The 12,579-nt window shown below is 38.8% G+C and carries 14 protein-coding genes; 10 read left to right on the top strand and 4 right to left on the bottom strand.

Annotation, left to right across the window (positions count from 1 at the left end; genetic code table 11):
* On the top strand, positions 1-515 hold a 515-nt coding region (locus AC1DRF_RS09415; protein ID WP_477740637.1), incomplete at its 5' end, for a metallophosphoesterase.
* Between the two features lie 145 nt (positions 516-660).
* A complete protein-coding gene (locus AC1DRF_RS09410) occupies positions 661-969 on the top strand; it encodes a hypothetical protein (RefSeq protein ID WP_427075462.1) in 309 nt (102 codons plus the stop codon).
* Between the two features lie 39 nt (positions 970-1,008).
* Here the strand turns inward: AC1DRF_RS09410 and AC1DRF_RS09405 are convergent, their stop codons facing one another.
* On the bottom strand, positions 1,009-3,132 hold the full coding sequence (locus AC1DRF_RS09405; protein WP_427075463.1) for an RNA degradosome polyphosphate kinase: 2,124 nt from the start codon (positions 3,130-3,132) through the stop codon (positions 1,009-1,011).
* 73 nt (positions 3,133-3,205) lie between these two features.
* Positions 3,206-4,732, bottom strand: coding sequence for a Ppx/GppA phosphatase family protein (locus tag AC1DRF_RS09400; protein WP_427075464.1), 1,527 nt, complete (start codon positions 4,730-4,732; stop codon positions 3,206-3,208).
* 108 nt (positions 4,733-4,840) lie between these two features.
* Between AC1DRF_RS09400 and AC1DRF_RS09395 the strand changes: the two genes are divergently transcribed.
* Together AC1DRF_RS09395 and AC1DRF_RS09390 are read left to right on the top strand one after the other, a co-directional pair.
* Positions 4,841-5,353 carry a L,D-transpeptidase family protein gene (locus tag AC1DRF_RS09395; RefSeq protein WP_034653493.1) on the top strand — a complete coding sequence of 171 codons (513 nt, stop codon included), beginning with the start codon at positions 4,841-4,843 and terminating at the stop codon, positions 5,351-5,353.
* Positions 5,354-5,608: 255 nt separating this feature from the next.
* Positions 5,609-6,076 (top strand): YkyB family protein, encoded by a 468-nt coding sequence (locus tag AC1DRF_RS09390; RefSeq protein ID WP_013056025.1) that lies wholly within the window; start codon positions 5,609-5,611, stop codon positions 6,074-6,076.
* Between the two features lie 49 nt (positions 6,077-6,125).
* Here the strand turns inward: AC1DRF_RS09390 and AC1DRF_RS09385 are convergent, their stop codons facing one another.
* Entirely contained in the window at positions 6,126-7,031 is a 906-nt protein-coding gene (locus tag AC1DRF_RS09385; RefSeq protein WP_013082270.1) for a chemotaxis protein, read from the bottom strand.
* Between the two features lie 296 nt (positions 7,032-7,327).
* Between AC1DRF_RS09385 and AC1DRF_RS09380 the strand changes: the two genes are divergently transcribed.
* The 5 genes from AC1DRF_RS09380 to AC1DRF_RS09360 all read left to right on the top strand — a co-directional run bounded on the left by AC1DRF_RS09380 (position 7,328) and on the right by AC1DRF_RS09360 (position 10,684).
* Positions 7,328-7,927: a TetR/AcrR family transcriptional regulator gene (locus AC1DRF_RS09380; protein ID WP_043979581.1), complete on the top strand. Its 600-nt coding sequence runs from the start codon at positions 7,328-7,330 to the stop codon at positions 7,925-7,927.
* Positions 7,928-8,040: 113 nt separating this feature from the next.
* Positions 8,041-8,235, top strand: a complete 195-nt coding sequence (locus tag AC1DRF_RS09375) for a hypothetical protein (protein WP_013056022.1) — start codon at positions 8,041-8,043, stop codon at positions 8,233-8,235.
* Between the two features lie 203 nt (positions 8,236-8,438).
* Positions 8,439-8,660, top strand: a complete 222-nt coding sequence (locus tag AC1DRF_RS09370; protein WP_013082268.1) for an IDEAL domain-containing protein — start codon at positions 8,439-8,441, stop codon at positions 8,658-8,660.
* A 96-nt stretch (positions 8,661-8,756) separates the two neighbouring features.
* Positions 8,757-9,920, top strand: a complete 1,164-nt coding sequence (locus AC1DRF_RS09365; protein WP_427075465.1) for an aminotransferase A — start codon at positions 8,757-8,759, stop codon at positions 9,918-9,920.
* A 152-nt stretch (positions 9,921-10,072) separates the two neighbouring features.
* The gene (locus AC1DRF_RS09360; RefSeq protein WP_025749407.1) at positions 10,073-10,684 is read left to right on the top strand and encodes a nitroreductase family protein; all 612 of its coding nucleotides are present in this window, start codon (positions 10,073-10,075) and stop codon (positions 10,682-10,684) included.
* Between the two features lie 36 nt (positions 10,685-10,720).
* Here the strand turns inward: AC1DRF_RS09360 and AC1DRF_RS09355 are convergent, their stop codons facing one another.
* Positions 10,721-11,506 carry an SDR family oxidoreductase gene (locus tag AC1DRF_RS09355; RefSeq protein ID WP_427075466.1) on the bottom strand — a complete coding sequence of 262 codons (786 nt, stop codon included), beginning with the start codon at positions 11,504-11,506 and terminating at the stop codon, positions 10,721-10,723.
* 144 nt (positions 11,507-11,650) lie between these two features.
* Between AC1DRF_RS09355 and AC1DRF_RS09350 the strand changes: the two genes are divergently transcribed.
* On the top strand, positions 11,651-12,346 hold the full coding sequence (locus tag AC1DRF_RS09350) for a GNAT family N-acetyltransferase (protein WP_043979589.1): 696 nt from the start codon (positions 11,651-11,653) through the stop codon (positions 12,344-12,346).
* Positions 12,347-12,579 lie beyond the last annotated feature (233 nt).

The following is a 12,579-nucleotide window of genomic DNA, read 5'->3' as shown; positions in this document are numbered from 1 at the left end:
GGCTTCAGGCTCMTCTTGGAAAATATGCTATATATGGTAACCATGATCACGGAGGATATGGAACAAATATCTATAAACAAGCCATTGAAGACGCAGGATTTAGACTTTTAGTAAATGAAGTTGACACGGTATCCATGCCTGATAAAAGCTACATTCATATTTGTGGACTCGATGATATTATGCTTGGGAATCCACAATATGAAGGAACGCTAGGGCAATTACAGCCGGATATTTTTTCTATTGCTATGATTCATGAACCGGACGTTGCTGTCAAAGCAGCTCCTTTTCCAGTAGATCTTCAGCTCTCCGGCCATAGTCATGGAGGCCAAATTCAAATTCCTTTTTACGGTCCTTTGATTACACCGCCCTTTGGGACGGTTTACCCTGAAGGAATGTACGAAGTTGGAGATTCTAAAATGAAGCTTTATGTGAATAGAGGCTTAGGAACCACTCGCATTCCTTTTCGTTTTTTAGCTACGCCTGAAATTACGCTTTTCACCCTGCAATCAACATAAAAACGCCCTTACGGGGCGTTTTTATGTTTTTTGTCTTTTTTTAGCTGATCATGACCGCCTAATTCTAGTCTTAAAGAAATAAACCAGGCTCAAAAACTTCCGTTCAGCCATACACTACAAAGACAACTGACAAGGAGGTTAAATTATGTACTATCAATATCCCTATACAGGATATCGTAATATTCCAAATGGTGACGAGCGCTTTTTTGGATTTCCTTTTGTTGCTGGCTTAGCTGGTGGGCTGCTTGGCGGACTAGCTGTTGGCGGTTTTGGAGGCAGACCTGGGTGCTGTCCACCACCTTATCCTTATCCAGTTCCGTTTTACGGCGGTGGATTTCCTGGAGGAGGATTTCCTGGAGGAGGCTTCCCTGGTGCCGGCTATGGAGGCGGTGCTCCTGTTTATAACACATACTACGGACCTGGATACGGTCCTGTTGGTCCCATTCCTAGATAATAACATGACTAAAAAGCCGACCACTCGGCTTTTTTTATGTTATTCTTGATTGTCGCAAAGAGCATATTGACAAAAAATCTCTTGACTATTAATAGAGAGCTCATGGTCTTTTTTTATGACGTAACGATAATTCCCTTCTTGGTCTTGTTCTCGTGCTTTTACATTATCAGCAAGCATAACTTCAAGCCACTTCCACACTTTTTTTTTCAAATATGTATCCAAGATAGGAAATAAAATTTCTACTCGTTTCACCATATTTCTTGTCATCATATCTGCAGATGAAAAGAAAAACTTTTCCTGTTTATTATGATGAAAATAATAGATTCGGCTATGCTCTAAAAATCGTCCGACAATGCTTCTTACTCTTATATTCTCGCTAACGCCTTGAATTTGAGGGCGCAAGCAGCACGCTCCTCTAACAATGAGTTCGATTGTCACACCAGCTATAGAAGCTTCATATAGCTTCATAATTAAAATTTTATCCGTCAATGAGTTCATTTTCCCAATGATTTTTCCATTGCCATACCGTCTATGATAATGGATTTCCTGATCAATGAGATGCAAAAAATCATTTCTTATATCAAATGGTGCAACGGATAAATGATGATATACTGGTTTTTGCGTATAGCCACTTAAGTAATTAAAAAAATTGGCCGCATCTATCCCGATGTTTCGGTTGACAGTAAAAAGACTTATATCCGTATAGATCTTTGCTGTGGCATCGTTGTAATTCCCAGTACCAAGATGAACAAACCGTTTAATATGCTCTCCTTCTCTTCTCACCACGAGCGTAATTTTACCATGCGTTTTTAAATGCGTCATTCCATATATCACGTGACACCCTGCCCGCTCTAGCTCTTTAGCCCATTGCACATTATTCTCTTCATCAAACCTCGCTTTTAGTTCAACTAGTACCGTCACTTGCTTACCTTTTGCAGCCGCTCGTTTTAATGCTTTAATAACGGGAGAATCTCCGCTTACCCTGTATAACGTTTGCTTAATAGCAAGTACATTTTCATCGTCTGCTGCACCGTTAACAAAATCGAGTACCGGCTTAAACGATTCATAAGGATGGTGAAGCAAAATATCTCTTTGAATCATTTGATCGAAAATATTTTGATCCGGGTGTAACTCTGTTGTAAGCTTAGGAATAAAGGCTTTTTCAGCCAACTCTTCATGCGTAGATTTAAGTAATCTATAAAACGAAAATAAACTGGTTAAATCCAGCTGTCCTTCGATCTCATACACATCTTCATCGTCAATTTCAAGTACTGACTCTAAATACGCTAGTACACCCTGATCATATGGACTCTTAATCTCAAGACGCACAGCCGCTCCCCATTTTCGCTTCTGTAACTCTTCTTCAATTTCTTTTAGTAAATCTTGAGCGTCTTCTTCGTGAATAGTCATATCTGCGTTGCGGGTAATTCGAAATTGAGAAACGGAAGAAACGCGATATCCCTTAAACAACTTCTTAATAAAATAGGCAATCACATCCTCTAGCAATACAAATAGACGGGTAGAATCTGATGTGGCTATTTCAATGTAGCGCATTAGCATCGAAGGTACTTGAACGATAGCTAGCCTTCCTTTTATTTCAGCAATTTGCTGCTCATCATTTAAATTTTCTGAAAGGACGACTGCTAAGTTCAAGCTTTTATTCATCAACATAGGAAACGGCCGGTAGGTATCAATAGCCATAGGAGTTAATACGGGAAAGATTTGCTCGTCAAAATACTGTTCAAGCGTATCTAGATTTGATTTCTCCAACTTTTCAACCGCAATGATTTCCACGCCGTATTTCTGTAATTCGGGAAGAAGTGTATGAATATACGTATCATACTGCTGCTTGACTAGATCGTGGTTTTGTTTAGAGATAGAAAATAGCTGCTGTTTAGGAGTTAAGCCTGCTTTGTTTTCAGGTTTGCTAAATCCAGCTTTCACTTGATCTTTTAATCCGGCTACCCGAATCATAAAAAACTCATCTAAATTTGAACTGAAAATTCCTAGAAATTTAAACCGCTCAAGCAAAGGGTTTTTCGTATCTACTGCTTCTTCCAGCACCCGCTTGTTAAAAGCCAGCCAGCTCAATTCACGATTATTGTAATAAGCTGAATCAGCCACTTGTATGGTTTGCCTATAAGTGCGATTACTTTCTAACATTAGCCTCACCTTCCAGGATAATGGATTTAATCTAGTTAGCTATACTGAATATTCTAACCGATTCAGCGTTATTCTAAAGCTTAGCAAATTCAAGAACAATATTTTTTTTCACTACTTTTTCTAGATGCTTTTTCTGTTTTTCAGCCTGATATTGTTCAGGACGAAAGTTTTTTGTACATAATAGTTTAATCGTAACTGTGTTTTCATCGCTTTTCATGTCAATATGTTGAATAACATTTCGCTTTGTTGCATGTAAACCGTCAGCTATTTTTAAAACCGCACCGAGCAGCTGGACTTTTTTTTGTTCTTCTTTTGTTAACCACTTTTTAAAAGGAGCAACATATTGCCTAAAAGAAGACTTTCCTTTATATGAAGAAACAAGTGCCAGCTTTAAACGTTCTCTATGTGAAATTCCATCGATTGTACGATTAGCAAGCACATAAAACGTATGCTGGCTGCTTGATTCGGCATCAATATACTCTCCTATATCATACACTTGCGCAGCTTTTATAAGAAGCGCTAAGTCATCCTCTTTTAAATCAACCGTTCCCTGCTCCTTAAGATGCTGAAACATCATAATAGCTGTGCGGGTAAGCTGTTTGACATAATCTTTATTTACTTCAAACTCTTCCATTATTTCTTGAAAACTTTGCTGTATGACATCGGGGTACATTGACTGGATATTAGCATCAGACGCTTCCTTAAATAACACCCCTTCTCTTAAGCCTTTGCGGCTTAAGATGAAGCGAGTCGCGTTGACTGTTTCATATAATAATTGAAATACTTCAATCGCTGGCAAAATTGTATCCGCACGATCTTTTGACAAGCGGTCTAGCTTTTGAAGATTGTGATAAGACAATGAGCCTATAGCAGATTTCACATGCAATATATCAGCTAAGTTCATTTCATATTGATGCAGCCCGGCGAGAGGATAGTGGATAAAACCTTGATGCACCTGAACCATACCTCTTGCACTTCCTCCAATTGCTACAATCGGAACTTGGCGATTTAAAATCCACGGAACAGTATGGAAATGCCGGATCACGAAATCGCGGATTTTTACTTTTTCTTCTGCAGTGGGAATATTGCCTTTGACGAACTGGAGACGCAGAGATAAGGCACCGAACGGAAAGCTGTGGTACTGCACTAACTCCCGATTGCGAAAATACGTAACTTCCGTACTTCCCCCGCCAATGTCAATTGTAATGGCTTCTTCGATCGAAGTGGAATGAATAACGGCAACAAAGCCGTAATACGCTTCTTCATCTTCAGACAATAGTTGAATAGAAAAGCCCGTTTCTTTTTTTACAAGCGCTAGAACTTCTTTTGCATTAGCCGCTTGACGGATGGTAGCTGTGGCCACACAGGTAACGTGCGGCAGCCGCTGATGCTTGATAATAACTCCAAATGTTTTAAGCGTATCAAGCAAGGTATATATTCCTTTAGCCGTTAACACTCCTTCTTTACTTAAATAATTTCGAAGCCGTGCAGCTACTTTCACGTTTTCAATTTGCTTAAATCCTCTGCCTTTTTTGTATTCATAAATAACAAGGCGTATCGTATTTGAACCTATATCAATCAGTCCATGTTTATAAGTCAATGTAATTTCAACACCTTTTCAAAATAACTTTATGCTCACAAAAGTCACTTTTACTTTTTTCAACCGTATACTGTTACAACATAGTCATATATCAAAGGAGCGAAGTTAATGAGATATATAGTAAAGCGCGGTGAAACCTGGCAAAGCGTTTCAGGTGACTACCGGACTCCGGTTGAAGATCTGTGGATGGCTAATCCTTTTGTAAGCCATAGTACGCTGAAGCCTGGGCAAGTAATCATCATTCCAAACCTTCCTGATAAAGAGCTCATTCCTTACACGATCCACGTGTTTATTGCTGAAAAGCAGCTTGAATTACGAAGAAATAATATCATACAAAAAGTCTATCCCATTGCAGCAGGAAAAATGCTGAGCACAACCCCTACTGGAGACTTTGTTATCGTTAACCGGGAGCCAAACCCCGGGGGGCCTTTTGGCACAATGTGGCTAAGCTTGTCTAAAAAGTCATATGGCATTCACGGAACAAATGATCCAAGTTCTATTGGAAAAGCCGTATCCAAAGGATGCATTCGCATGTATAATGCCCAAGTAAATGAGCTAGCTCAAATTGTGCCAAATGGGACTGGTGTTTATATTCGACCTTCTCGACGAATGGCTCAATAGTTCGGGATTTACTAATCAATGATGGTTTAACTGTGGGAACAGCATTTTTTTAAAAATAAAAAGTATGGCGTGCTGTTCCACTTTACTTGTATAAGGAAGCGTAACAAAACAAACCCTATACATAGGAAATTTCATTAATTACCAAAATACTTCTTCGTGTAATTATTTTCAAATGGGACAAGACACGCTATAATGAACGTATCAGCTTTCACCTTATAGGTTGAACAGCTGATATGATAGAAAGGGAGTGAACGTATGTCTCAAGCAAATGGACAAGGCTCTTTGACCCCGTCTGTATCTGAGATTGCACAAGCTATTTTCACTGTAAATCGTCACGCAAAAGCTGCTCCTGATCCTAAGCAGTTATATACGTTAAAGAAAATTGCATTAGATCAACTAATTTTAGAAGGAAAAGCCAAAAAAGAAGGACTTCACTTTTCGCCAAACCCTGGTAAAAGTCAACAAAAATCAGATGTACTTGTATCAGTTGGAGACTACTTTTTCCATATGCCTCCAAAGAAAGAAGACTTCAAAGAGTTATCACACCTCGGCCATTTAAACCATCAGTATCGAAATCCCAAAACGACTATGTCATTATCTTATGCGAAGCGCTTATTATCTAAATATACGGGTCATCTCGTACAGCCGGCTAAAAGCCCTGTTTCGACTCCAAGAAAACGGCAAGCACCTGTGTTTAAACCGCTGGGTAAAAGTTATTTTTAAAAAAGTGCCTGAAGTGGAGCAATCTGCTTTCAGGCACTTTTTTGTGATCCTACAAAATATAGAGATCGATCAACTCAACAAGCTCTCCGATTTCCGGCTTACTTACTTGTCCTTCCGCTCCTACCATCTTTCCCTTGTGACGTAAATCTTCTGTGATAAGAGAAGAGAAGATAATGACTGGAAGTATAGAAAGCTGAGGATTTTCTTTCACTTTTTTAGTTAAATGATGCCCATCCATTTGCGGCATTTCTATATCTGTAATAAGCAGCTGGACTTGATCACTGATTTCCACACCTTCATCGATCACTGAGCTCAGATAGTTCCACGCTTCCTCACCGTTCTCAAAAAATTCCGTGTTCTCATAACCTGCTTGTGCAAGAGTATCTTCAATCATTCGGCGCAGCAGCGGTGAGTCTTCAGCCACGACAATCTTTTTATTAGAGCGTTCCCTAGCCCCTAGCTTTTTGATTTTCGACTGATTAATACCCGCATCAGGGTTCACGTCAGAAATCAGCTTTTCAAAGTCTAACAGCAGAATCATTTGACCGTTTAATTTTACCACTCCAGTAATCTGCGTTTCCAAACCTTGATACAAATCTGAAGGCTTCTCAATTTCTTTCCAAGAAATACGGTGAATTTGCGTCACTGCATGGGTATGAAAGACAATTTTTTGCTGATTGAACTCTGTAACAATTAACTTATCTTTTTCAGGCGTATTTGAAGGTTCCATTTTTAACGCTTTTGCTATGTCAACAACAGGAAGTACTTCCCCTCTTAGCTCTATAATACCTTCTATGTAAGAATGCGCATTGGGAACAGGTGTAATAGATACGGGATTAATAATCTCTCTAACTTTTACTACATTAATGCCAAACCAAACATTTCCTATCTCAAATTCGACAATTTCCAATTCGTTTGTACCGCTTTCCAACAGTATTCCTTTATCTGGATTCATATACTTACTCCTCTCATCTCACCTGCTTATCTAATAGTCCATATTTCCCATTATAGTGACCGGCTCTTATATCCGTAAAGAAAAATTTTCTTATTTTGTTATCCTTTTTCCCTAAAACATATACATAAAATATTGTTTTACGAATTAACAGAATATTATATACTATATAAAAACATGAGCATCGATCCCTTTTGTCTCATCCTCTGCTCAGTTTTTTAATTGCTCTACTTTACTTCTCTATACTAGCTTATGAACTTGAGTCAAACGACTACTCCTATTCGAACGAGGTGTAATTTATGAACAGAGGATTACAAAAAGAAGAAACAAAAAAACGCATCCAAAAAGCCGCTATCTCTTTATTCCAACAGCAGGGATATCAAAAAACGACTGTGTCTCAAATTACCCATGAAGCGGGTGTAGCAAAGGGAACATTTTTTAATTACTTCAAAACAAAAGAAGAAGTTCTTCACTACCTTGGAATTAATTTTACAAACCGTATCTCCTACAAATTAGAACAGCTCCTTCAAACAGAAGAACCAACTGCTGCCATTGTTAAACAACTGTTTTTATTACTAGCACAATCAAATGAAGAAGCGAACCCTCACCTAATCCGTTCTTGGTTTCATATTGCTATTACCAACAGTTCCTTTCAACAATCCGAAATTCTTCAAATTGAAAAAATGCGTGCTCATTTTACAAAAGTTTTTCAAACAGGACAAGACCGAGGTGAACTTATAGTCGATATCCCTGCCGAAGAAATGGCTTCTATTGCTATACTTAATTTTTTTGGCACACTTCTTTACTGGTGTACCAACCAACCCGACTCTGCTACCCTTCAAGAAAGAATAGACAAGTCGGTTACTCTTCTATTTAGAGGGTTTCTTATTCATTCCTAAAAGCCTGTTCACAAATTTTTAACAAGAAATCGAAGATAGCTGTGGACTCTACAGCCAAAACGGTTTATACTACACAAAGTGAATGAATAATCTTAAAAGAAGGTGTTCGTAATATGAAAGGCTCCGTCATTCTTTTTAATGACGATAATGAAATGACCATTATTGAAAACGTAGAAGAAGCTGTATATCAAGATATTAAAGAACAAGAAGGCTCTGATCACTGCGTTGTAACATTGGACGATCATGAAGTTGATTTTGGCTACGTTTCCCCCGTTTATTGGCGTGAAGGCCAAATACACACTGACTAATATACAAGACCTGCATATATATGCAGGTCTTTTTATGCGCTTATTATTTTGAATCTAGAATTGAACGTGAAGCGAGGAATCTCTGATTTCCTAACACATACCTCAGCACATTCGCAGCTAAAAACAGGGTTAACAACTATATAGAAAGGGTACATTTCAAGTAATAGAAGCTGCGTTTTATTTTAAAAAAGGAGGTTTATGTTATGAGTTCTTATCGAAAAAATATGAATCACTATCCTCACTCATCTCAGTACACACCTTACCAACACTATTACGCGAAAGAAGCTGATCGTATTTTAACGACTATGAGTACAAACTTTAATAAACAGCATTTGAAATCTCTTATCGACGATGCGTTAGATAACAGAGACGAAGAACAATTTTATGAACTAACAACTGCTTATAATAAGCTATATAACGCCTAACTTAAAACCACTATTTGCAAAATGCGCAAATAGTGGTTTTTTACCTATTTTCATTGTGATAAAATGAGTTGAAAATACGCGGAAGGATTTGAAACCATGGAGCACTTAATCAATAAACGTGTCAAAGAAATTGAACTATCAGGAATACGTACATTTTATAATATGGTCTCACAATACCAAGATGTTTTATCCCTCACAATTGGACAACCTGACTTCTTAACACCACAGCATGTAAAAGAAGCGGCAAAATCTGCAATTGATGGTAACCAAACTTCTTATACCCACAATGCTGGAACAATAGAACTGCGCGAGGCAGCAGCTCAATTTGTCAAAGAAAAATATGACTTGCACTATAACCCAGCGGATGAAGTGATTGTGACCATTGGAGCTAGTCAAGCAATTGACATTGCTCTTCGCACCATTTTAGAAGAAGATTCTGAAGTTATTTTACCTGGACCTGTTTACCCAGGGTACGAACCGCTTATCCGGCTAAACGGCGCTAAACCTGTACATATTGATACAACCGCAACAGGATTTCGACTAACAGCGGATTTAATCCAACAACATCTGACGTCTAAAACAAGATGCGTCATCTTACCTTATCCGTCTAACCCTACAGGMGTGACGTTGTCACAGCAAGAATTAGAAGAAATTGCCGCTCTTTTAAGCGATAAAAATATTTTTGTACTATCCGATGAAATATACAGCGAGCTCGTTTTTGATAAAAAACATCAGTCCATTGCCTCTATTTCCTCTATGAGAGAGAAAACAATTGTTATTAACGGAGTATCAAAGTCTCATTCTATGACAGGCTGGCGAATTGGCCTTTTATTTGCTCCTTCTTATTTAGCCAAACATATTTTAAAAGTTCATCAATACAACGTGAGCTGTGCTTCTTCTGTCTCTCAAGCAGCTGCACTCGAGGCACTGACAGCAGGTAAAAACGATGCGGTGGATATGAAAAAAGAATACGAACAAAGGCTGAATTATGTGTATGACCGATTAGTAAACATGGGATTTGACGTAGAAAAGCCGACGGGTGCTTTTTATATCTTCCCTTCTATTCAGAACTTCCACAGCAATTCATTTGATTTTGCCCTGGAGTTGGTAAAAGAAGCAGGTGTTGCACTAGTACCCGGCAGCGCTTTTTCTTCCCACGGTGAAGGATATGTACGCCTGTCGTATGCGTATTCCATGAACACGCTGCATGAAGCCTGTGATCGAATTGAAGCTTATCTTACATCTCGTCAATCACGCTAAGCCGATGGTAAGAAGTGTATGCATTTTTTTGTGAGTGACAGCACATAAGAGCGGGTATACTAGAAGCATATAAATTGACTTCAATAGTGTATCATTATAAAATGTGCATCGATTCACTAAAGAAATACATACTTTTAACGGAGGTTTTTATTATGACAAAAGATTTTTTTGATGTGGTAAATGAACGTACATCGATTCGAGAATATGACTCTTCAGCTAAATTAAGCAAAGAAGAATTAACGGAACTTTTAGAAGCAACAGTGAAGTCACCATCAGCTTGGAACTTACAGCACTGGCATTTCGTTGTTATTACAGACCAAGATGCGAAAGAACGTCTACTTCCTATTGCTTACAACCAAAAACAAATTACAGAAGCAGGCGCTGTAGTAGCTGTCTTAGGTGATTTAGAAGCCAATAAAAATGTAGATGACGTGTACAACCCACTAGTCGAAGCAGGTCACATGACAGAAGACGTAAAAAATATTTTGTCAGGACAAATTAACGGCGCTTATAAAAACGGTGCTTTCGCCCGCGATGCAGCGTTTACGAATGCTTCTCTTGCATCTATGACATTCATGCTTGCAGCAAAAGCAAAAGGATTAGACACTTGCTCAATGGGCGGATTTAACGCTCAAAAATTTGTAGAAGAATTTAAAATTGAGGATCGATACATTCCGGTTATGCTTATCTCAGTTGGAAAAGCGGCTAAAGAAGCACACGCTAGCGACCGTTTACCATTGGATCAAGTTACAACTTGGATTTAACAAAAAACCCTGCGGCTGCAGGGTTTTTCTATGTAACTAAATAGATTTCACCATGCCTCCGTCGATTAGAAACGACTGGCCTGTCATATATGAATTCGCTCCCGAGACAAAGAAAGCAACGGCTTTTGCAAACTCTTCAGGCTGACCGTAGCGTTTAAGAGGAATTTGGTTTCTCATCTCTTCTTCAATTTCTGAAACGTCTACTCCCAGTTTTTCAGCACGAGTAGTATCTAGCTCTTTCACTCGGTCTGTTGCAATTCTTCCTGGCGCAACCGTGTTAATTAAGATACCGTCCTCTGCTAGTTCTGAAGCAAGTGTTTTGGTAAGCCCCACGATTCCTGTACGGAAGGTATTTGACAGAATAAGTCCAGCAATTGGCTCTTTAATGGAAGAAGAAGCAATATTGACAATACGTCCTCCGCTCTTTTTCATAACGGGCACTACCTCACGAATGATACGAATATAACTGAGGAGATTTAACTCAAATGCATTCTTCCAATCATCATCTGTTAACGAAAGGAAGTTCCCTGCTTTAGGACCTCCTGTATTATTAATTAAAATATCAATGGTTCCAAACGTATCTACTGTATATTGAATAACATCTTGAATATCTTGAGTTTTCGTGACATCTGCCGTTTTATGTAACACTTGTCCGCTTCCAAGGTATGAAATCTCTTCCGCTACTTGGATTAGTTTCTCTTCTGAACGACTTGCAATCATAACGTTTGCGCCTTCTTCTGCGAGCCTGGCAGCAATCGCTTTGCCAAGCCCTTGGCTCGCCGCAAATACAAGCGCTGTTTTTCCTTTTAATTCAACATCCATTTCTTTCACCTCGTCTAATAGTTCGAATCTTTTTAACTTTATCACGTTCTCGTCAAATTCTTCAATAAATATGAAATAATTTCTTTTTTCCATATGGTATACTTAATTATCTGAAAATTATTACTTAAAGGAGGCAAAAAAACAGTGTATAAAAAGCAATGCTTTGTCTTTCATCAAAATAAGCCTGTAACATGTACGGTACGATCCTATACATCAAATGACTTCGATGAGTTGATTCGGATTCAAGAAGAAAGCTTTCCCCCTCCTTTCCCTTCTGAATTATTATGGAGCAAAGATCAGTTAAATAACCATGTGTCCCTTTTTCCAGATGGAGCGCTATGCGTGGAGATAGACGGGACAATATGCGGATCTATCACAAGCGCGATTGTTTCAGTGGAAGGAAATGAGGCTCACACATGGGATGAAGTAACAGGAAGCGGATATATTCATACGCACGACCCTTCTGGTAATACGCTTTATGTAGTGGACGTATGCGTCACTCCTTCGCATCGATCGATGGGGCTTGGGAAGCTGCTTTTGCAGTCTTTATATGAAGTTGTGATTCATTACAAGTTAGAAAGGCTGCTTGGCGGGTGCCGCATCCCTGGATACGTATCAGTGTCTTCCTTGTACACGCCCGTTGAATACATGAACCTTGTATCAGCCGGAACTCTCTACGACCCGGTTATGACCTTTTTAATGCGCTGTGGCAGATCGCCTATTGGTCTCGCAGCAAACTATATTGAAGATGAAGATTCACACAACTACGCTGTACTAATGGAATGGAAAAATCCATTTTATACGGCTATTCAAAAAGAGGCTGGGACAAAAATATTTTAGCCCAAGTGAAAAACGAACCATTAATCAACACGTTTGATTAGTGGTTCGTTTTTTTGTGATGGTGAATATAGTTTTATCTGTTTCGTTCCTTCTAGCAGTCCAGCTCATCTATCTTATGTGTTCGTCTTTAGGTTGAATTCATTTAGTTATGTCTCAACCTCTTTTTAGATTATTGAACTTCTTCAATGCTCCACTCTAGCTCTTTATGAGTGAGAACAAGATGCGCCTGCAAT

This window comes from Priestia sp. P5_B4 (assembly GCF_056400385.1).
Note: the sequence above shows the minus strand (reverse complement) of the source record. Positions and strands in the feature narration are given on the sequence as shown.

Coding starts and splice junctions, on each gene's coding strand:
- AC1DRF_RS09355 (WP_427075466.1), bottom strand. CDS start 11,506: ATGGATGTTGAATTAAAAGGAAAAACAGCGCTTGTATTTGCGGCGAGC.
- AC1DRF_RS09395 (WP_034653493.1), top strand. CDS start 4,841: ATGAGATATATAGTAAAGCGCGGTGAAACCTGGCAAAGCGTTTCAGGT.
- AC1DRF_RS09385 (WP_013082270.1), bottom strand. CDS start 7,031: ATGAATCCAGATAAAGGAATACTGTTGGAAAGCGGTACAAACGAATTG.
- AC1DRF_RS09410 (WP_427075462.1), top strand. CDS start 661: ATGTACTATCAATATCCCTATACAGGATATCGTAATATTCCAAATGGT.
- AC1DRF_RS09375 (WP_013056022.1), top strand. CDS start 8,041: ATGAAAGGCTCCGTCATTCTTTTTAATGACGATAATGAAATGACCATT.
- AC1DRF_RS09360 (WP_025749407.1), top strand. CDS start 10,073: ATGACAAAAGATTTTTTTGATGTGGTAAATGAACGTACATCGATTCGA.
- AC1DRF_RS09370 (WP_013082268.1), top strand. CDS start 8,439: ATGAGTTCTTATCGAAAAAATATGAATCACTATCCTCACTCATCTCAG.
- AC1DRF_RS09405 (WP_427075463.1), bottom strand. CDS start 3,132: ATGTTAGAAAGTAATCGCACTTATAGGCAAACCATACAAGTGGCTGAT.
- AC1DRF_RS09380 (WP_043979581.1), top strand. CDS start 7,328: ATGAACAGAGGATTACAAAAAGAAGAAACAAAAAAACGCATCCAAAAA.
- AC1DRF_RS09390 (WP_013056025.1), top strand. CDS start 5,609: ATGTCTCAAGCAAATGGACAAGGCTCTTTGACCCCGTCTGTATCTGAG.